The sequence below is a fragment of the Sporosarcina sp. P33 genome (assembly GCF_002077155.1).
Lineage (GTDB): Bacteria > Bacillota > Bacilli > Bacillales_A > Planococcaceae > Sporosarcina.
The window spans coordinates 1,794,552-1,813,050 of record NZ_CP015027.1 but is presented as its reverse complement, the minus strand read 5'-3'; the positions used below and the strand labels follow the sequence as shown (position 1 = coordinate 1,813,050).

21 protein-coding genes are annotated in these 18,499 nt (G+C 44.8%); 15 read left to right on the top strand and 6 right to left on the bottom strand.

The genetic code is table 11. The annotated features are described in order from the left end of the window. Positions 1-22: 22 nt before the first annotated feature. The 3 genes from SporoP33_RS09105 (at position 23) to SporoP33_RS09095 (ending at position 1,732) form a co-directional block, all read left to right on the top strand. Positions 23-385 carry a winged helix-turn-helix transcriptional regulator gene (locus SporoP33_RS09105; protein ID WP_081243419.1) on the top strand — a complete coding sequence of 121 codons (363 nt, stop codon included), beginning with the start codon at positions 23-25 and terminating at the stop codon, positions 383-385. 100 nt (positions 386-485) lie between these two features. Beyond that, a complete protein-coding gene (locus SporoP33_RS09100; protein ID WP_081243418.1) occupies positions 486-998 on the top strand; it encodes a YehS family protein in 513 nt (170 codons plus the stop codon). 56 nt (positions 999-1,054) lie between these two features. Continuing rightward, complete coding sequence (locus SporoP33_RS09095; protein ID WP_081243417.1) at positions 1,055-1,732, top strand: peptidylprolyl isomerase; 678 nt, start codon at positions 1,055-1,057, stop codon at positions 1,730-1,732. A 240-nt stretch (positions 1,733-1,972) separates the two neighbouring features. On the opposite strand, the gene SporoP33_RS09090 is transcribed toward SporoP33_RS09095, so the two are convergent. Then, positions 1,973-2,761 carry a DUF817 domain-containing protein gene (locus SporoP33_RS09090; RefSeq protein WP_081243416.1) on the bottom strand — a complete coding sequence of 263 codons (789 nt, stop codon included), beginning with the start codon at positions 2,759-2,761 and terminating at the stop codon, positions 1,973-1,975. Positions 2,762-2,883: 122 nt separating this feature from the next. Here SporoP33_RS09090 and SporoP33_RS09085 point away from each other — a divergent pair, with 122 nt between their 5' ends. Beyond that, positions 2,884-3,660 carry a TatD family hydrolase gene (locus tag SporoP33_RS09085; protein WP_231293226.1) on the top strand — a complete coding sequence of 259 codons (777 nt, stop codon included), beginning with the start codon at positions 2,884-2,886 and terminating at the stop codon, positions 3,658-3,660. A 45-nt stretch (positions 3,661-3,705) separates the two neighbouring features. Here SporoP33_RS09085 and SporoP33_RS09080 read toward each other — a convergent pair whose 3' ends face one another. Next, entirely contained in the window at positions 3,706-4,191 is a 486-nt protein-coding gene (locus SporoP33_RS09080; protein WP_081243415.1) for a hypothetical protein, read from the bottom strand. A 339-nt stretch (positions 4,192-4,530) separates the two neighbouring features. Between SporoP33_RS09080 and isdC the strand changes: the two genes are divergently transcribed. The 9 genes from isdC (at position 4,531) to SporoP33_RS09035 (ending at position 12,884) form a co-directional block, all read left to right on the top strand. Then, positions 4,531-5,187 carry a heme uptake protein IsdC gene (gene isdC, locus SporoP33_RS09075; RefSeq protein WP_231293225.1) on the top strand — a complete coding sequence of 219 codons (657 nt, stop codon included), beginning with the start codon at positions 4,531-4,533 and terminating at the stop codon, positions 5,185-5,187. 2 nt (positions 5,188-5,189) lie between these two features. Continuing rightward, the gene (locus tag SporoP33_RS09070) at positions 5,190-6,602 is read left to right on the top strand and encodes an NEAT domain-containing protein (protein WP_081243414.1); all 1,413 of its coding nucleotides are present in this window, start codon (positions 5,190-5,192) and stop codon (positions 6,600-6,602) included. A gap of 90 nt (positions 6,603-6,692) precedes the next feature. Further along, positions 6,693-7,910 (top strand): NEAT domain-containing protein, encoded by a 1,218-nt coding sequence (locus SporoP33_RS09065; protein ID WP_081243413.1) that lies wholly within the window; start codon positions 6,693-6,695, stop codon positions 7,908-7,910. A 60-nt stretch (positions 7,911-7,970) separates the two neighbouring features. Further along, entirely contained in the window at positions 7,971-8,831 is an 861-nt protein-coding gene (gene isdE / locus SporoP33_RS09060) for a heme ABC transporter substrate-binding protein IsdE (RefSeq protein WP_231293343.1), read from the top strand. A 33-nt stretch (positions 8,832-8,864) separates the two neighbouring features. Beyond that, entirely contained in the window at positions 8,865-9,830 is a 966-nt protein-coding gene (locus SporoP33_RS09055; RefSeq protein ID WP_081243411.1) for a FecCD family ABC transporter permease, read from the top strand. 6 nt (positions 9,831-9,836) lie between these two features. Continuing rightward, positions 9,837-10,607 carry an ABC transporter ATP-binding protein gene (locus SporoP33_RS09050; protein WP_081243410.1) on the top strand — a complete coding sequence of 257 codons (771 nt, stop codon included), beginning with the start codon at positions 9,837-9,839 and terminating at the stop codon, positions 10,605-10,607. Positions 10,608-10,618: 11 nt separating this feature from the next. Beyond that, positions 10,619-11,389: a class B sortase gene (gene srtB / locus SporoP33_RS09045; protein ID WP_081243409.1), complete on the top strand. Its 771-nt coding sequence runs from the start codon at positions 10,619-10,621 to the stop codon at positions 11,387-11,389. A 108-nt stretch (positions 11,390-11,497) separates the two neighbouring features. Next, entirely contained in the window at positions 11,498-12,118 is a 621-nt protein-coding gene (locus tag SporoP33_RS09040) for an NUDIX hydrolase (protein ID WP_081243408.1), read from the top strand. A 19-nt stretch (positions 12,119-12,137) separates the two neighbouring features. Further along, the gene (locus SporoP33_RS09035; protein ID WP_081243407.1) at positions 12,138-12,884 is read left to right on the top strand and encodes an alpha/beta hydrolase; all 747 of its coding nucleotides are present in this window, start codon (positions 12,138-12,140) and stop codon (positions 12,882-12,884) included. A gap of 68 nt (positions 12,885-12,952) precedes the next feature. Here SporoP33_RS09035 and SporoP33_RS09030 read toward each other — a convergent pair whose 3' ends face one another. Next, entirely contained in the window at positions 12,953-13,375 is a 423-nt protein-coding gene (locus tag SporoP33_RS09030) for an organic hydroperoxide resistance protein (protein ID WP_081243406.1), read from the bottom strand. Between the two features lie 160 nt (positions 13,376-13,535). On the opposite strand from SporoP33_RS09030, the gene SporoP33_RS09025 reads away from it, so the two are divergent. Beyond that, positions 13,536-14,726, top strand: coding sequence for a DUF4317 domain-containing protein (locus SporoP33_RS09025; RefSeq protein WP_081244813.1), 1,191 nt, complete (start codon positions 13,536-13,538; stop codon positions 14,724-14,726). A 317-nt stretch (positions 14,727-15,043) separates the two neighbouring features. Beyond that, a complete protein-coding gene (locus SporoP33_RS09020) occupies positions 15,044-16,555 on the top strand; it encodes a malate:quinone oxidoreductase (RefSeq protein WP_081243405.1) in 1,512 nt (503 codons plus the stop codon). A gap of 128 nt (positions 16,556-16,683) precedes the next feature. Here the strand turns inward: SporoP33_RS09020 and SporoP33_RS09015 are convergent, their stop codons facing one another. The 3 genes from SporoP33_RS09015 to SporoP33_RS09005 are packed head-to-tail and all read right to left on the bottom strand — an operon-like array spanning position 16,684 to position 18,498. After that, complete coding sequence (locus tag SporoP33_RS09015) at positions 16,684-17,901, bottom strand: NAD(P)/FAD-dependent oxidoreductase (RefSeq protein WP_081243404.1); 1,218 nt, start codon at positions 17,899-17,901, stop codon at positions 16,684-16,686. Further along, positions 17,891-18,232 carry a (2Fe-2S)-binding protein gene (locus SporoP33_RS09010; RefSeq protein WP_081243403.1) on the bottom strand — a complete coding sequence of 114 codons (342 nt, stop codon included), beginning with the start codon at positions 18,230-18,232 and terminating at the stop codon, positions 17,891-17,893. The genes SporoP33_RS09015 and SporoP33_RS09010 overlap by 11 nt, the downstream gene beginning before the upstream one ends. Continuing rightward, the gene (locus SporoP33_RS09005) at positions 18,229-18,498 is read right to left on the bottom strand and encodes a (2Fe-2S)-binding protein (protein WP_081243402.1); all 270 of its coding nucleotides are present in this window, start codon (positions 18,496-18,498) and stop codon (positions 18,229-18,231) included. The genes SporoP33_RS09010 and SporoP33_RS09005 overlap by 4 nt, the downstream gene beginning before the upstream one ends. Position 18,499 lies beyond the last annotated feature (1 nt).

Here is an 18,499-nt window from a genome sequence, read left to right as displayed (position 1 = left end):
TAGCAGAAAGAAGTGGAATGATATGGTTATTCATTATAAAGATAAAACGTATTTCACTAGCAAGGATTTGGCATTATCCGTAATAGGCGGACGATGGAAAATCGCAATTATCTGGTGCTTGCTGCAAGAATCTACATTACGATTAAGTGAGATTCAGAAAAAGCTTCCTGACGCAAATCAGCGCATGCTGATCAGACAGCTGCGTGAACTGGAAGAGGACAACATTGTAACGCGCTATGTATATCCTGTAGTACCGCCTAAAGTGGAATACCAATTAAGTGAAATCGGCTTGCTTTTGGAGCCTGTTGTTACTTCAATTTGTGATTTTGGCGATCAATTCATGAATTCGATAGAAAAAGCCAACGGTGAAAACACAGCGGAGTAAATTCAGCGCTGCGTGTTGTCTGCGTGAATGACGACAACAGACAGCCCATCCAGTTATACTGAACATACAGCAACAAACCAGAAAGGGTACAGGTGATTAGATGAACAATAATGATGTGCTGAGCAGATTACGCTATGCACTGGATCTGAAAGATTCGGCTATGGCAGAAATCTTCGCGCTCGGCGGAATGGAATTAAAGAAAGCAGAAGTGAAAGAAATGCTGACGAAAACGAATGATGACAGTACGGATGAAATGCAGATGAATGAATACGCAAAAGAAATCGATAATATTACATTGGAATCGTTTCTAAACGGGCTGATCAGTTTGAAAAGAGGAGTGCGCGAAAATACGGAACATGCTCCGCAGCCATTCCTTATGTCAGAAGAAGGTCATCGGAATGTAAATAATATCTTGCTGAAGAAAGTTAAAATTGCACTTTCTCTTACAAGTGAGGATATGCTGCAAATCCTGGGAGATGCAGGAGTGATAATCTCCAAAAACGAATTAAGTGCGGTGCTTCGTAAAGAAGGCCACCGAAACTATAAACCATGCGGCGATCGGTATGCACGGAACTTCTTAAAAGGATTGGCTATGCGATACCGAAATCAGTGATAAGATAAACAGCAGTAGGTAATGGAAGAAAAAATGGCAGGGAGTGTGGAACGAATATGCGCAATAAAGCGTGGTATTTCATAATAAGTGTCATGGCATTGGCGATTCTTTTAGCGGGCTGCGGAAAAACAGCTGAAAATGGGCCGGCGGATACACCGAAAGAACAGCCGAAGGAAGAACCTAAAGAGCAGGCAGTGGATTATTCGGCAGATGTGAAAGAAAACCCAATAGTGACAATTACAATGGAAAACGATGAAAAAATCGTATTGGAGTTAGAACCGGCAGTTGCTCCAAATACAGTAGCGAACTTCATTTCATTAGTGGAAGACGGGTATTACGACGGTTTGATTTTTCATCGTGTCATTCCAGGCTTTATGATCCAAGGCGGAGACTCTTCCGGTGATGGCTCGGGCGGACCAGGACATGCAATCGATGGAGAGTTTACATCAAATGGTTTTGAAAACAATATGAAGCATGAGCGCGGCGTCCTGTCGATGGCCCGTACGATGGATCCAAATTCCGCGGGTTCACAATTCTTCATTATGACTGACGACACAGCTTCTCTTGACGGAGAATATGCAGCCTTCGGTAAAGTAATAGAAGGTATGGAAACAGTAGACGCAATCGTTGCCGCTGAAACAGATTCTGCGGACAAGCCGGTTGAAGAACAGAAGATGAAAAAAGTTGAAGCAGACACTAAGGGCTTTGACTACCCTGCACCGGTCACCCATTGATTATAACAACTATAAAACGCAGCAGGCCACTGAGCTTGCTGCGTTTTTATTGAAGAAATGCATGCTGTATGGATTCTGCCAGGCAGGCGATTTATTTCCCGTGCAATAACTCTTCGGGCACTTTTCTTTACCGCTAAAAAAGTATCATCAATTGAAAAGCCGTTTGGCGAGATCTACTGCCTTCTTCCACTGGGCAGAGTTTTCTTCAAAAGGAACTGCCTGATATTGGCCTAAGCATATTTAGCTCTTCTTGATTTGTTTCAGTACAGCAACGATCAGGAAGCTGACAATGACTAATAAAAGCCAGGAACTCAATTTTCCAATACCGACAACATGCCATGCTGCGCTTTGATTTGGATAAGTCCATGCCCCGAAGAACGTTGCGATATTCTCTGCAATCCAGACGAAAAAGCCAATTAAAGCGAATGCAAGCGTCAGGGGCATCCGATAACGTGTACCGTTTACCTCATAGCTGACGGATGAACGCCAAAATAGCAGAAGTACAAGTGCGGATAACCACCAGCGGACATCAATCCAGTAGTGGTGTGTGAAGAAGTTGGCATAGATTGCAGCAGCCAGCGGACCCACCGCCCAAAGCCTGGGCCATTGAATCAGACTGACGTCTAATCTTCTCCACGCCTGGCATAAATAGCTTGCGACACTCGCGTACATAAAGCCGCTGTATAACGGCACGTCCAGTATTTTAAAATAGCCCTCTTCCGGATAAGACCAAGACCCCATGTGCACTTTAAAGATTTCCAAAGTCAGTCCGAGAATATGAAACAGTGTAATCACTTTCAGTTCGTCGCGTGTTTCAAGTCCTGATTTCAGCATCCGCCATTGCACAGCGATAAAGATGAGTAGCAGCCAATCGTACCTCGGCAAGAAGGGAAGAGGAATGACTTGAGTGAGTGCAAGTGAACCAAAAATTATTACAGGAAAGATGCAGGAAAGCGCCTGTTGCCAGCCGAAATAGAAAAGTTGCTGCATGGAGTGCAGTGCTTTCATTTGTAATGCGTGCAGATTCATACGTCACCGCCTACTTTTTCGTAATGGAAAGTAGTATGACGCTGAGATAAGGGGTTAGGTTCACTGCATGCAGGCGTTTCACGTGGAACATCACAAAATCGAACGAAAGAAGGCTGATAACTGTGAAAAGGTATGTGATAGACTCTCATATTCATCTTGATATGTATGAAGAGAAAGACAGGGTAAAGATTTTGAGCGAACTAGATGAGAACGACGTGACGGCGCTGGTGGCAGTCTCAAATGATTTGGCCTCTTCTTACCGGCAGCTGGAACTTTCCGGCATTGACAGCCGAATTAAAGCGGCAGTCGGCTATCACCCGGAACAGGCTGTTCCTGCAGATGAAGAGCTTCAGGCAATCCTGCACGTCATCGATCAAACAGAACATCGTCTGACTGCTATTGGCGAAGTGGGGCTGCCGTATTATTTGCGTCAGCAGCAGCCTGAGCTGGACATGGCACCTTATTTGAATATGCTGGAATGTTTTGTTCAAAAAGCGGCAGAGTATGAGTTGCCGATTGCGCTTCATGCAGTTTATGAAGATGCGGATATTGTTTGTGATTTGCTGGAGGTGTATAACGTGTCACGGGCACATTTTCATTGGTTTAAAGGTGACGACTCTGTGCTGCAGCGAATCATTGCTAACGGATATATGGTATCTGTCACCCCGGAAGTTACGTATCGGCCGAAGATTCAGCACATAGTCCAACAGATTCCGCTGCTTCAATTAATGGTCGAATCGGATGGTCCCTGGCCATTTGAGGAATCCTTTGCCGGGAAACTGACACATCCGTCGATGTTGCATGAAAGTATAAAAAGCATAGCAGGTATCAAGAGAATGAATGCAGAAGATGTATACAATGAAATCTACGAAGCCACGCGCCGGTTCTATCGGATATAAAGCAGAGACATGCCATGTCCCTGCTTCAAAGTAAGTTCAGGCCCGTCAGCAGAGTACAATAATTCTATGGGGAGTAGTCTGTGCCGGAATACTTCTGGAACTTGTATCATATATAACGACCAGATTTCGCTGTGCTATATTTCCTTTGAATGATTGACCGTTCGTTAATAGGATTTCTGTTTGAGGAGACAGATTGATTTGAAGAGTGCCGTCGCTGCTTTCCAAACGCCGGTTGAAATAATCCACTTTTACATGTTGCCTGCGTGAGTCTTTGCACATGACCAGCGCTCTGAATTGCGGCGGATAGATGAAAGGGGTGGGCGCATCTGCATCGTAAAAACCTGTCACTCGGTCGCCTGCCTTTATTTTTACATGATCAACGAAGTATGTTGTCGGTTCCACCACAAAGTTCACCACATTTCCATATCCATTATCGACTGTCATCATCAAATAACAGCCATTCTCGCTGTCCCGTCCTGTTGGAAACTCATGAATTACCATGACTGCACCGCTAAAAGCTTGGATGTTCATTGTATTACCCCTCTCATTCGTAAATTACATCTATGTATCTTATGCGAATCATCGTTACTGGTGACAGAGTGCATGGATACGTCCGAAAAATGAAATAATTTTCCAATACTTATTGACTTAACTGTCAGGCAGAGATATATTAAATGATAATAGTTCTCAATAGTTGTCTGCGTTTGCCATAACTTTGACACAATATAATTTTTGGGTAAGCAGCTTGTCTATCAAGCCGGCAACTGTTTATGAGATAATTTAGAAGTGGAAATTAAACCAATGATTGGAAAGCAGGTCATTAGGTTTATACAGCGTAAAAATAAAGAAATGAGAGGGGATTATGAATACGTGAGAAAAGCATTTCTGTCCTTCGCAGCAGCAGCCATTTTCGTATTGATGATTGGACTGCCGCAAGCGTCAGCTAAATTCGCAGATGGGACACAGTCATTACATTATCAAGTAAATCAGCCGGACAGCAGTTCAGCTTCTATTGCAGATGGCTATTTTCAGAAACCGGCACTCGTGACGGTGACGAATGGATCAGCCATAGTACAGCTTACACTGAAGGAAAGTTCTTGGATTACCAAGTTTGAACCGGAAGGCGGAGCAGTCGTAGTCAATGAAGATCTAAAGGCAAACACGCGCGTTGTGGAGTTTACCGTAAAAGATATTTCAAAACCGGTGAAAATCCCTATGAAAGTGGATGTTGATGAGATCAATTACCACCATGAATATACGGTTGATCTAGTATTTAAAGAGAACAGTCAAGTGAAGCCGCCGGCAGTTACACCGCCAGCTTCGACAACGACACCGCCCGCAGTAAAAAGTCCTTCTGCAAAACCGGGCACTAGTACAAGCACTGTAACCAGCAGGCATTCTACTGAAAGAAAAGTAGCAAATCCTCAAACAAGTGATTCAACGCCGTACCTATTAATCTTTGCATTAGCAGGTTCTGCATTTTTATTGTATAAAACCAGATTCCAAAGAAAACAGGGGGAACAATAATTATGACGAAAAAACCATCACGTGCGACGAAATTAGTGCTAGCTTCATTGCTTGCAGTATCAATGGCTATCCCAACTGCGGCATCGGCAAACGTAAGTACAAGCAATCAGGTGGCGTCTGTTCTGCAGGCGGCAGTTGCTGCTGAGCAAGTTATTGATTTTCATGTGTATAAATCAGGAACAACCGTGCCGGAGCCTGCTATCAGCAGTCATATCCTGCCGCGGGGGACGCTTGTTGAAAAAGACGGCGTAACCTATGCGAAGTTAACGATTCCTGTTAAGTCTGCAGCTATGATCGCGGGTCTTCAAACACAACAAGGGGATGAATTGGCTGACGCAGCAGAAACGAAAAATGCTGACGGAACTACCACGTATACTTTTCCAATCGAAGCAGGCAAAACGTATTCCGGAATAATTCACGTAAAAGCACCGGGATATGAAAAAAGTCATGACTTTGACTTCAAAGCAGAAGTTGCTAAAACAGAAGCCGAGACAGTTACAAAGGTTGGCGTAAAGGTGTATAAAGACGGGACAAAAGAAGAGTCCATCATGATGGATTATATGTCGCCGACTGCATTGGTGAAAAAAGTGGCAGACGGCAATGAAGTAACGGTTTCATTCCCGAAAGGCCATTATATTCAATCATTTAAAATTGCGGGCAAAGAAATTCCTGTCGCGACAGAAGACAAAGCAACGAATGAACGCACGTATACATTTAAAGTGGCGGATCTGACAAAGCTGGTAAACGCAGATCTTCATGTAATTGTGAATGAAGGGCCTGTTAAATACGACGCAAATCATAAAGTGCAGCTTGATTTCAGCAATCCCGTAAAGCCGGCACCGACTCCAATCGTAAACCCGTTCAAGGATATCGATAAAGACGGCAACAAGGAAGCGATTCTAGCTCTTTACGGCAAAGGGATTGTAAAAGGGGCGGAAACATTCAATCCGCGCAACAACATTACACGTTCACAGTTTGCGCTGATGGTTGCACGTGCATTGAAACTTGAAACTGCTAAGTCTGCCGGATTTAAAGACTTAGGTAAAATCACGGATAAGGAACGCGTCAGTGCAATCAATGCCCTTGCAGAAGCAGGCATTGTACAGAAGAATGAGAAGTTCAATCCGAACAATACATTGACTCGTCAGCAAGGTGCGTTAATGCTGTACCGCGCAGTGAATTATGCAGCGGGCAAAGAGTTGAATATTGGCGATACAAGCCTTTCTTATTATGCAGACGGTGCAGTCATTACAGACCCTGAATCGAAAAAAGCATTTTCTTTATTGTATGCCGGTAATATTATGACAGGCTCAAAGCAAGCTGACGGCAAAGTTCTAATCAAATCAGGTGATTCATTACAACGTACGCAAATGGCCAAGATTTTACACGGCTCTTTGGAGTTCATGAATAAATAAGAGGAAATGCAGATACTTCCTTTCGCTTTTTAAAAAAGCGGAAGGAAGTTCCTGTCGTTTTACACAGGATGTAAGGAGAGTACGCCTGATATGAAAAAAATCATCTTTTTGCCTTTGCTGCTGTTATTCATCTGTGCGTCGCATCCTTTTCCTTCTGTACATGCAGAAGAACGGAAGATGATTGCAAATGGCAAGTATCAAGTTGAACTAAGTTTTTTGTCACATGAAATCACGGGTTCGGATGTTTTATTTGGCAAGCAGGCCCTTTTAACTGTGAAAGAAGGCCGCTATACGTTATCGGTTCCAGCGAAGAGTGATCACATTCTGACAAAGGCGACCGCTGTACAGCAGGGGAAAAAAACAAATACTTGGCTGGACAGGGCGGAAAATTTAGTTCAGTTTGATATAAAAGATGTACAGCAACAAGTTGAACTAACCGGCACGTATCGCCTGGCGCAGGAAAATATTCACCAGCCGTTTTCACTGAAATTGGCGATCTCAAAACAATCGCTGCCGAAATTTGAAAATGTGCAGTCAGAGCCAATGATCCGGCAGGGAAATGATACGCTTCACTACGAATTGCTGAAAGACGGAAAGCCATCCGCGATGATCGACTATATGAACCCCGTACTGCGAGTCGTTGAAAAGAATCATCGGCTCTATGTGCAGATGGAAATCCTTCAGCCTGAACGGGTGACGGGCTTTATCGCAGAACAGCATGGAAAGCTTGAAGAGCCTAACGTAGTAACGGACGCGGAAACGCGTATTATAGAATTTGAAGTGAAAGATTTCCCGAATAAAGTCCGTGCACAAATGAGGATAAAGAATCCAGAAAAAGACTATGAGCACGAAGAGGCAGTGTCTATAGTATTCGATCAGAAGCAGGCCTTGAAGTTTATGGAAAATGAACGGCAGGCGGCATCGGACAGCACAGCCATTTCTTCATTGACCAGGCGGACAGAGCAACCAGCGAAGATTGCTGTTGCAGCGAAAAAAGCCCCGGCAGCTGAAAAGCAGGACAAAGTAAAAGAAACAGGGAATACAGAAGACACACCGCCTTACGTGAGTCCGCATGAGGAGCAATTGGCATTCGACCGGATGAAGGATGTAAAAGAAAAAGAATCGGATCAGCCGGTCGCACAAACAGCGGGTGAGCCTTCAGTGGAGCCGGCAGTAAGTACTCCGAACGGACAGGATGTACCGTTTGATCTGATGAAAACGGGCGGCCTGTCGCTGCTCTGTCTGTTGTCGGGAATCTTATTAATCCGCCGGCTGACAAAGAAAAATAATGGAACGACCAGTGAATAACGAGTGGAGGATGACGATGTGCGAAGAAAATGGTTCAATGTATTGCTGCTCCTTGCAGTGATGACTGTAATTGCAGGCTGCAGCAATGCGAAAGAAGAAAAGGCTGTTTCAGATGACCGTGCTGCAGCAAACGAAAGTGCTGAAACAACTGATCAGCGAATTATTGCAGGAACTGTCGTCATAGCAGAAATTCTTGACAAGCTGGATATAGATGCAATTGCTGTTCCTGAGTCAGAAAAACAGATGGCTAAACGGTTCGACGGACTGCCTGCGATCGGCAATGCAATGGCGCCAGATATGGAAATCGTAAAGTCATTGAATCCTACAGAGTTTTTATCCGTTTCTACATTGGAATACGACTTGGAAGACAGTTTTGAACAATTAAAGATTCCTGCGAAGTTCCTTAATTTCCAAAGTGCCGATTCAATGATTAAGGAAATCCGGGATCTGGGAGAACGCTACGACCGTAAAGCCCAGGCAGATAAACTGACAGGGGACTTACAAAAGCGAATTGACGCAGCGGAAGTCGTGGCTGCCAACCGTAAAGGTCCGCGTGTATTAATTTTACTTGGGATCCCAGGCAGTTACTTAGTCGCCACGGAGAACTCATATGCCGGCGACTTGGTCAAACGTGCAGGCGGAACAAACGTCATGGAAGGCCAAGACCCAGAATACTTGTCATCCAATACCGAATATTTGCATGACAGCAACCCGGACATTATTTTGCGTTTATCACACGGTATGCCCGAAGAAGTTGTGGAAATGTTCAATGAAGAATTCCAGACGAATGATATATGGAAACATTTTAACGCAGTGAAAAACGGCAAAGTATATGATCTGGATGAAGAGTTATTTGGCACAACGGCTTCTTTGCAAGTACCGGAAGCGTTAAGTGAGCTAATGAAGATATTCTATCGGTAACTCGATGAATTTCGTTGGAAAAGGAAGTCCGTCATGAAAAAAAGAATTAGCAGTTATGTAATTGTATCCTTGCTGCTCGCCGTAACGATCGTTTATTCTGCGGTGACCGGAAGTATTAAAATAGGATTCTTTGAGTTTTTAGGTGCACTTTTTGAACAGGGGAACAGCCAGATGGAAGCGATCCGAGATCTGCGTTTTCCCAGGATAATTGTGGCGATATTTGCAGGAGCCGCACTTTCTGTATCCGGAGTTCTGCTGCAGTCCGTCATGCGCAATCCGCTGGCTGATGCGGGCATTATCGGGATATCCTCCGGTGCCGCATTTGTGCAATTGTTCATTATTTCATTTTTCCCGGCGCTCTTTTTCATGACGCCTTTATTTGCATTTGCGGGCGGAGCATTTGCTTGTTTTTTAGTATTTGCTTTGTCCTGGAAGTCTGGTCTGAGTCCGCTCAAACTGATTCTTGTCGGTATTGCAATCAATGCCATGTTCACAGGTCTGACCGAAGCGTTCATCAGTTTTGGCGGCTCTTTGAACGTCTCTGCTTCAAGTGTAATAGGCTCCAATTTGACGATGCGCACATGGAGCGATGTCTCCACGATCGCAACGTATGGAACGATAGGCTTAGTGCTGGCATTTGCGCTGTACGGCTGGTGTAATTTACTTGTTTTACAGGACAAGACGGCGAAGAGCATCGGATTTCATGTAGCACGCGCCCGGCTGATTATTGCGGCGGTTGCAGTTTTATTGGCGGCGGTTTCCGTTGTTGTGGCGGGTGTCATTTCATTTGTTGGTTTACTGGTGCCGCATATTGCACGGCGTCTGGTCGGTTATGATCATAAGGTGCTCATACCGTTTACCGCACTGCTCGGAGCATTAATCATCTTATTGGCAGACACGGCGGGACGAACGATTGCAGCTCCTCTTGAGATACCTGCCTCAACGCTCATGGCAATTATCGGCGGACCATTCTTAATATTCTTACTGCGAAAAGAGTGACCGGCTATGAAAATGAAAAGCATTATTGTATCACATGATAATACGACGAATCATTTGGATGGTGTTTCGACGACTATTCCAAAAGGAAAAATTACGACAATCATCGGTCCGAATGGCTGCGGGAAATCTACATTATTGAATGTGCTCTCCCGAAGTCATACGCCAAAGTCAGGCAGTGCTTCACTGGAGAACCGGGACTTGGTGCTGTTTAAGGCAAAGGAATTTGCAAAGAAACTGGCGATAGTCTATCAGCAAAACGAAGTGCCGAAAGATCTGACGATTGAAAAGCTGGTCAGTTTTGGCCGCTTACCGCATAAGACGCTGCTGCAGCGAAATCAGGCAGAAGACCGTAAAGCGGTTGACTGGGCACTGTCCGTCACCAATCTGACCGATAAGCGGCATGATGATTTAGAAGCGCTATCAGGCGGGGAACGCCAGCGCGTATGGATTGCCATGGCACTTGCCCAGCAATCGGAAATACTCTGTCTGGATGAACCGACTACTTATTTGGATATTTACTATCAGATTGAATTACTGGAACTTGTGAAGTCGCTGAATGAAGAACACGGGCTGACGATTGTAATGGTGCTGCATGACATCAACCAGGCGATCCGTTACAGTGATCAGATTATAATGATGAAAAATGGACGGATTGTTGCAGAAGGACCGCCGCGTCAAGTAATTACAAAGGAAGTCATCAAAGAAGTATATGGAGTAAACGCCGTTTTCAAGGAAGACGAAGAACTCGGTCTCTACATGATGTCACTTGGTATTTAGGAGGTCGGCTGATGAAAAAAAGACTGTCGAAACTGATGCCTGTCATTTATCTGGCAACCTTCCTCTGCTCGGGCTACTTGCTCGTCCAGTATTTATACACGTACGTAGAGGCAGCCAGTTCTTTGAAGGAAACGCAGCAGCTCTACGAGACGGCTCTCGAAAGCACAGCGCAAATGAGTGCTGCAGAAGAAGCCGTGTTGCCGGACGAGACGATGCGTCCTCAGTTTGAAGAATTGCACACCGTGAACTCAGATATCGTAGGCTGGATTTCAGTAGAAGGCACTAAGCTGCATAATCCCATATTGCAGGCAGAAGACAATGACTTCTATTTAAACCGGAATTTCACCCGCGAAAACAGCCGCGCAGGCAGTGTCTTTATGGATTACCGCAATGATATTACTGATATGAGCCGCAATACGGTGCTATATGGTCATGCGATGAAAAACGACACGATGTTTGGCAGTTTGAAGAAGTTCGGGAATCAAGATTACGCGGATGAACACCCCGTTATTTATGTGGACACGCTGTATGACGGCTATGATATTGAAGTGTTTGCGGCATACGAAACGACGATTGATTTCTATTACATCGAAACAGATTTTCAGACGGAAGAAGAATTTACAAATTATCTGGATGAAGTGGAATCCCGCTCACTGATTGAAATGCCTGTCGAAGTAGGGTCCGATGACCGTATAGTGACGTTGTCCACTTGTAATAATTCATTGAACAGTAAAGACAAACGGTATGTCGTGCAGGGAAAACTTGTGAAGCGGCAATCATAGGCCTATAAGAAAAGGGAGTTGCTCACGCGGGGTGACTCCCTTTCAAATTCTTTAATGATTAGCTGTGTAATGTTACGATAGATATAAAATGATGGGGTGGGGGACGTCATGGATTTAGAGCAACTGCAGGATAAATTGTATGAACATAAATCGTTATTCATTGGAGAAGAGACCGCGTTTCGTTCTGCTGTAATTATTCCGCTGGTTGAAGCGGAAGGGGAGTGGCATGTGCTGTTTGAGGTGCGTTCGCTGACGATGAGGAAACAGCCGGGAGATGTCAGCTTTCCGGGCGGAAAAATTGATGTGACGGATGCTTCACCAATGGAAGCTGCGCTGCGGGAGACACAGGAGGAGCTCGGGATTGAACCAAAGACAGTGCAAGTAGTCGGGGAGCTGAGCCCGTATATCGCGTCCCCGTCATTTGTGGTCTATCCGTTTGTTGCAGTTATTGATTATCACGAAATTATCCGGAGCTACAATAAAGATGAAGTAGAGGAAGTATTCACGATCCCTTTGAAATGGCTGCTTGAACATGAACCGTACATGCATCTGGTTTCGATCGAAACAACCCCGCAGGAGAACTTTCCATTTGAAAAGATCATGAATGGAGAGCGGTATCAATTCAGAAAACATTACTTGGAAGAATGGTTTTACGAATATAAAACGTATACCGTTTGGGGATTAACGGCCAGATTGCTGAAACATTTTATTGAGATTACAAAGAGGTAAAATGGAATGAGGATGTCCTATGAAAAAAAAGAAGTCATGGAAGTATAAACTGCTCGTTAGTTCGGCCTTTTTATTGGTGATCCTTGCAGTCGGTTTTTTTGTTTTTGTCAGTTCTTATTACAAAGCGCAGACCTATGCACAGGAGAGTCTGCAGTCCGATTCGGGCGTGACTGTGAAAGATCAGAAAGAGCTGGTGTTTGAACCGGTTTCAAATGCAGAGAATATCGGGTTCATTTTCTATCAGGGAGCGAAAGTGGACGCTGCAGCCTATGCACCAATGGCCAAAGAAATTGCCAAGCAGGGATACAAAGTAATTATTCCCCATTTGCCGTTCAGGCTGGCTATTTTCTCACCTGACCGGGCTGACAAGGTAATCCGCAATCACCCTGAAATCGATGCGTGGGTAATAGGTGGACATTCATTGGGAGGTGTAATGGCTTCCGATTATGCGTCAAGACATGAAAAAATCAAAGGTCTCGTTTTATTGGCTTCTTATCCGCAAGACACGGTGGATTTGAGTGTAGCACCGGTGCAGGTGCTGTCGATCTGGGGCAGTAATGACCGCGTGGCGGATATCGAAACTATACAAGCCGCCAAGGCTGTGATGCCGGCTGATGCAAAGTTCATCGAAATAGAGGGCGGCAATCATGCGGGATTTGGTGATTATGGTCCGCAAAAAGGAGACGGTAAAGCGTCTGTCCCGAACAAAGAGCAGACTGAGCAAACGTCCGATGCTATTGTCGAATTACTGGATGGCTTACAATAAAAGAATGCAAAAAACTGCAGACAGCCAAATGGCTGTCTGCAGTATACGGTTGAAGAGTCAGTGATTACTTATAATACAGTTAACGTCACATCGACGTTGCCTCTGGTTGCCTTGGAATACGGGCAGACTTGATGGGCTTTTTCGACAAGTTCCTCTAGTTGCGCCTTTTCGATATCTGTCCCTTTGACTTGTAATTCGACTTCAATTTTAAAGCCGCCGTCAGATTCATCTTTGCACAGGCTGACATTCGCCGTCACTTCTGACGTGAATTTAATGCGTTCTTTGCCGGCAACGAGTTGAAGTGCACCGTCAAAACATGCGGCATAGCCAGCGGCAAATAATTGCTCTGGATTAGTGGAGTTTGCTAATTCTTTTGCTCTTTTTGTTCCGGGCATTGCCGTATCTAAATCGATCACCTGGTCGGAAGATACAACATGACCTTCTCGGCCCCCATTGGCGGTTGCTGTGGATGTAAATAATTTTTCTGACATGATATCACTGCTCCTTGTCTGAACTTTTAAGTCTCACTCCATGGTATACCCGGTTTTCCGCCAATTATGTGTATCGTGCCTATTTATTTTTTTGAATATGTAAAAGTCTCACCTATGCGGTGGACAGATGAATTTAATCAGCTGGGAGTGGGAAGAGAGAATGAATAAAAAGGATATTGCAGATATTCGCAAACGCTTTAAATTGGATACAGATCTTTTAACGATTACTGATATTTATCATGTCTATATCCGGCAGGAAAGCAGTGAGATTTATCATGAAGAAAGTCAGGCTTTTGCTTTGCTTGACCGGGAGCAGCAGGAGCTGTTTATGACGAACTTCAAAAAAGTGCTGGGCGGCAAGCTGGGCATGAAACTGTTTGAAGTGAAGTTTGAACGTCAGGAAGAAGATCAGAACGATCACGCGCAGAAATTACTGTATGAAGGATTGCAAGCGGAAGAAGCGGATGAATGGAAAGATGAAATGCAGCACCTTGCGCTGAAAATGGTCAAGGATGTTCAATACGAAAAAGATCTTGTCGTCACGTTTATTCGGGGCCACTATTTTAAAAAGACCAAACGCAACAGCGAAGAAACAGAAATTGACGCACGTGATGAAGTATTTACGACGCCATTTATTTTATGCAGCATGAATCATACAGATTTGCCGAAGCGCTCCATCATCTTTGATTTTCAGGAGCGGGAATTTAAATCGAATACGATGCTGGACCCCATTATCAATCTTGCCTCGCCAATTGGCGGCTTTTTATTTCCGTGCTTCACAGACAATGCGGCTGACGTGAACCATGTACTCTACGCTGCGGGAAAAGCGAATAAACCCGATTACCAGTTCATTGAAAATGTGCTGAATGGAGAAGAAGTAGTGACTGCGGCAGATGATAAGGCTGTATTTGAAGAAATCGTCAAACAAGTAGTTGGCGGCGAAGTGGATACAGAAACTCTCGGCAATGTGTATGAAGCAGTTTATCGGTTAACTGAAGTGGATGAGGAAGAGAAAGAACCGGAAGAGCCGCCAGTCATCGACGCGCAGCAGGTAGAGCGTGTGCTGAAAATGAGCGGTGTCGATTACGTAAATGCGGAAGCCGTTGAAAATGCTTTTCAGACTATAGTGGACGACACAGGCTATGAAATGAAAGCAAGCCACATCGTACCCAGCTACACATCGAAATCCATAAAAATTGAAACAAAAGTCGCGAATATTTCAATCAGTCCGCAAGACTTGAAGTACGTCAAACAAGTGAATTATGACGGCAAACAATGCATTCTGATTGAAGTCGAGGAAGACACAATTATTGAAGGGTTTAAAGTAATCCCTGAAGACTTGCTGACGTAAGCAATTAGCAAGAACATTTATATGCTGCAAAAGTACGGTGAAAACATAAACAGATCAGCCGAGAAGGAACTAAAAAATCACTTCTTCCTGCAAATTTGGCTACATGTAACAAAATTCCGACATTTAACTGCCAGATCCCTTACAAATAAACAAGTCCCTTTAAACCTGGTTATGTTTGATGTATACTATAAAAGATGTAGTAAATGTATGGTCAACTGAGACAGAATTAAGTGCTCCTAGTGCGCGCCATGTATGCTGTGACGCCTTATTCAGGAACATTTACATTTCTGTAAATTTCATATATAAGGAAGGTCAAAATGAGTAATAGACAAACCAAATCAGACGTTATTTTAATAGGTGCAGGTATTATGAGTGCGACGCTTGGTACAATGCTTAAAGAACTAGCGCCGGACTGGAAAATTTCCTTGTTTGAAAAGTTGGATAAAGCCGGGGAAGAGAGTTCGCATGAGCTGAACAACGCGGGAACAGGCCACGCAGCTTTGTGTGAGCTGAACTATACCTCTGAAAAGCCAGATGGCTCTATTGATATCGCAAAAGCTGTCAGAGTAAATGAGCAGTTCCAGCTGTCTGTCCAGTTCTGGTCCCATTTAGTAGAAAAGGGATTAATCAAAGACCCTGAACAATTCATCATGCCGCTGCCTCACATGAGTCTTGTGCAAGGCGAAGAAAATGTAACGTATTTGAAGAAGCGCTTTGAAGCAATGACAGCAAATCCGTTATTCCAGGGGATGGAATTTTCCGATGACCCGGAAAAACTGAAAGAATGGATTCCTTTAATTATGAAGGACCGTAATGTCAATGAAGCAATCGCTGCGACAAAAATCGACTCAGGCACAGATGTGAACTTCGGTAATTTAACACGCGTACTGATCGAACATATGCAAAAAGCGGACGTTGAAGTAAATTACAGCCACCAAGTAGAAGACATCAAGCGTACAAGCGATGGCGAGTGGGAGTTAAAAATAAAGAACAATAAAGACGGTAAACTGGAATATCATAAGTCTAAATTTGTTTTCATCGGCGGCGGGGGCGGAAGTCTTCCATTGCTGCAGAAAACAGGAATCCCTGAAAGTAAGCATATTGGCGGCTTCCCAATCAGTGGTGTATTTATGATCTGTAAAAACCCGGAAGTGATTGCACAGCATCACGCGAAAGTATACGGAAAAGCTAAAGTCGGTGCGCCGCCAATGTCTGTTCCGCACTTGGATACCCGCTATATCGACAGCGAAAAGTCCTTGTTGTTTGGGCCATTTGCAGGCTTCACACCGAAGTTTTTGAAAGAAGGCTCTATGTTTGACCTAATCGGTTCTGTAAAACCAAATAACCTAACAACGATGCTTGCATGTGGTGCAAAGAATATGTCGTTGACGAAATACTTGGTGGAACAAGTGGTGCAAACAAAAGAGCAGCGCATCAATGAACTGCGTGATTTCATTCCTGACGCGAAGAGCGAAGACTGGGAGTTATGGACAGCAGGTCAGCGTGTACAAGTCATTAAAGATACGCCAAACAGCAAAGGTACACTTCAATTCGGTACTGAACTGGTAACAGATAAAGACGGCAGCATCGCTGCGTTGCTTGGAGCTTCCCCGGGAGCGTCCACTGCGGTAGCAGTTATGATTGACCTGATCAACAAGTGCTTCCCTCAGCAAGTAAGCGACTGGGAGCCGAAGCTGAAAGAAATGATTCCTTCATACGGCAAAAAGCTGGCAGAACATCCTGAGCTTTTGAAGGAAATGCACGAGTCTACTTCAAAAATCTTAAAGTTAACAGAAAATGAGCTGGAGACAGAAGCAGTTCATAGTTAATACGCCGAAATAGTGAAAAGCTCTGCCGTGAAGAATTTGCGGCAGAGCTTTTTTCCTGCGCCATAAATTAGCAATATAAAAAACTCTACTGCGTCATATTTCGCGGTAGAGTTTTTCAGCTGTAGCGCTTATTTCACAGCTACAGCACAGTGCTCATCCCAGTACTTCTTAAGTTTATTTTTGCCTTGTTCAATGTCCGGGTGAAATTGAATATAGGCGTTCTTTCTTGTATGCTCTGTATCTTTCATGGAAGTGATCAGTTCATTTTCAAGTGTGCCGTTCTCCAGACTGTTGGCAATAGACAGGCCGGCTGTTTTGCCTTGGCTCATTGCGACTTTGGCACCTTCGATCCCGGTGATGTTGCCCGCTACATATAGCCCGGCAACTGTGGATTCCATGCGCTCGTTATGCAACGGAACATATCCGCCAAGCTCTTCAATGTGATAGAAAGGACATCCGGCAACTGCTGCAAGTTCCGCCAGAGGATACAGTCCGCCGGCGATGCAGACGAAATCTGCGGCGATGATTTCTTCCGTGCCGGGCACAATTTCACCAGCGGCATTAATCGTAGAGATTTTCACTCCCTCTACTTGTCCGTCGCCAATAATTTCTGTGACTGCTTTTCGCAGCATGATGGGGATATCCCACATTTTCACGCCATTCTTAGGGAAGAAAGTGATCCCGAGTTGCTTGAAGAAATCGTTTTTCATCAGCTTGCTTCCCATCTTGATAAATGCAGAAGGCGCCATATGTGAAACGTGCAAAAGGGAGTTCATTACTTCCAATGGCTGTCCGAATTTTTCATTGACTGTATTAGAAACAGGCAGTGTAATGCAGGCAATGTCGATATCCGCCATTTTCAATTCCATGGCAATCGCTGATGACAAGACATTTACGCCGATGATGACGCCGCGGTTTCCCGGTTTGACCCGGTGAACATTCGTCATAACTTGTGCAGCACCGACAGACATGACGCCAGGAAGCGTCCACCCTTTAATCGGGAGAGGACTTTCTGCAGCACCGGTAGCCAGCAGCAAATGCGCAGTTTCATAAATTTCTTCATCCGTATGGACATGCCAGATGCCGTCCATTACTTCAATATTAGAGACAGGCGTGTGGAGTTTAATATCGACACCGAGTTCCTTTGCCTGCCGATGCAAGCTGTCCGATTCCGCGATGCCATTCCACCAGTTGCCGTTTGGCTCTTCGTATAATTGACCGAGTAACCGCCCGCCCGGTTTCATGTATTCATCGATGACCAATACACTATGGCCGCGTGATGCGATCGTAATGGCTGCAGTTAATCCGGCCGGCCCTGCCCCGATGATAATTGTTTTATTTTCCATGATTGGCCCTCCAATCACGCACGTCAGTCCGGAGTTTCCCGCCGCTGACAACGTTCATTCCTTGCGTGACAGGCGTCAGACAGGCCCTTTCGCCCGGTACGCCGTCTACGGTTACCCGGCACTCAAAGCAATGGCCGATATTGCAGTAAATCCCTCTCGGGGAACCGCTTTCTTCGTGATGGCGAAGCGTTCTGATTCCGTTGGCCAGCAGGGCGGCGGCAATCGATTCGTCTTGAAGCGCATGGTATTCAATATCATTGAACGTGAATGTGACGGTTTGTGTTTCATCCAGCGTTCCGAGTACCGGATGATTTGTGATTCGCTGACTCATTCGATTACCTCCCCTAACTTGCCAAAACTTACAGGCCTGATTGGCGGCTGATATTTTAATGTGATTTGTGATTCGTCCCGTTCCGTGCTTTCAAGCGCAATGCTGTCTACGGCGTTGCGGCATGTTCTGCCCCCGCAATATCCCATGCCTGCACGCGTGCGTAATTTCAGTTCCCTCGGCGTGCATTGAAATTTCTCTGCGGTTTCTTTTAAATCGGAGTAAGTGACTTCCTCGCATCTGCATATAATTAGATCTTGATCGGACATG

Bases quoted from the DNA above. Each gene is read 5' to 3' on its own strand.
- SporoP33_RS09080 (WP_081243415.1), bottom strand. From the start codon at position 4,191: ATGAACATCCAAGCTTTTAGCGGTGCAGTCATGGTAATTCATGAGTTT.
- SporoP33_RS09025 (WP_081244813.1), top strand. From the start codon at position 13,536: ATGAATAAAAAGGATATTGCAGATATTCGCAAACGCTTTAAATTGGAT.
- SporoP33_RS09070 (WP_081243414.1), top strand. From the start codon at position 5,190: ATGACGAAAAAACCATCACGTGCGACGAAATTAGTGCTAGCTTCATTG.
- SporoP33_RS09005 (WP_081243402.1), bottom strand. From the start codon at position 18,498: ATGTCCGATCAAGATCTAATTATATGCAGATGCGAGGAAGTCACTTAC.
- SporoP33_RS09090 (WP_081243416.1), bottom strand. From the start codon at position 2,761: ATGAATCTGCACGCATTACAAATGAAAGCACTGCACTCCATGCAGCAA.
- SporoP33_RS09105 (WP_081243419.1), top strand. From the start codon at position 23: ATGGTTATTCATTATAAAGATAAAACGTATTTCACTAGCAAGGATTTG.
- SporoP33_RS09035 (WP_081243407.1), top strand. From the start codon at position 12,138: ATGAAAAAAAAGAAGTCATGGAAGTATAAACTGCTCGTTAGTTCGGCC.
- SporoP33_RS09100 (WP_081243418.1), top strand. From the start codon at position 486: ATGAACAATAATGATGTGCTGAGCAGATTACGCTATGCACTGGATCTG.
- SporoP33_RS09055 (WP_081243411.1), top strand. From the start codon at position 8,865: ATGAAAAAAAGAATTAGCAGTTATGTAATTGTATCCTTGCTGCTCGCC.
- SporoP33_RS09015 (WP_081243404.1), bottom strand. From the start codon at position 17,901: ATGGAAAATAAAACAATTATCATCGGGGCAGGGCCGGCCGGATTAACT.
- SporoP33_RS09040 (WP_081243408.1), top strand. From the start codon at position 11,498: ATGGATTTAGAGCAACTGCAGGATAAATTGTATGAACATAAATCGTTA.
- isdE (WP_231293343.1), top strand. From the start codon at position 7,971: ATGACTGTAATTGCAGGCTGCAGCAATGCGAAAGAAGAAAAGGCTGTT.
- SporoP33_RS09050 (WP_081243410.1), top strand. From the start codon at position 9,837: ATGAAAATGAAAAGCATTATTGTATCACATGATAATACGACGAATCAT.
- srtB (WP_081243409.1), top strand. From the start codon at position 10,619: ATGAAAAAAAGACTGTCGAAACTGATGCCTGTCATTTATCTGGCAACC.
- SporoP33_RS09065 (WP_081243413.1), top strand. From the start codon at position 6,693: ATGAAAAAAATCATCTTTTTGCCTTTGCTGCTGTTATTCATCTGTGCG.
- SporoP33_RS09010 (WP_081243403.1), bottom strand. From the start codon at position 18,232: ATGAGTCAGCGAATCACAAATCATCCGGTACTCGGAACGCTGGATGAA.
- SporoP33_RS09095 (WP_081243417.1), top strand. From the start codon at position 1,055: ATGCGCAATAAAGCGTGGTATTTCATAATAAGTGTCATGGCATTGGCG.
- SporoP33_RS09030 (WP_081243406.1), bottom strand. From the start codon at position 13,375: ATGTCAGAAAAATTATTTACATCCACAGCAACCGCCAATGGGGGCCGA.
- SporoP33_RS09020 (WP_081243405.1), top strand. From the start codon at position 15,044: ATGAGTAATAGACAAACCAAATCAGACGTTATTTTAATAGGTGCAGGT.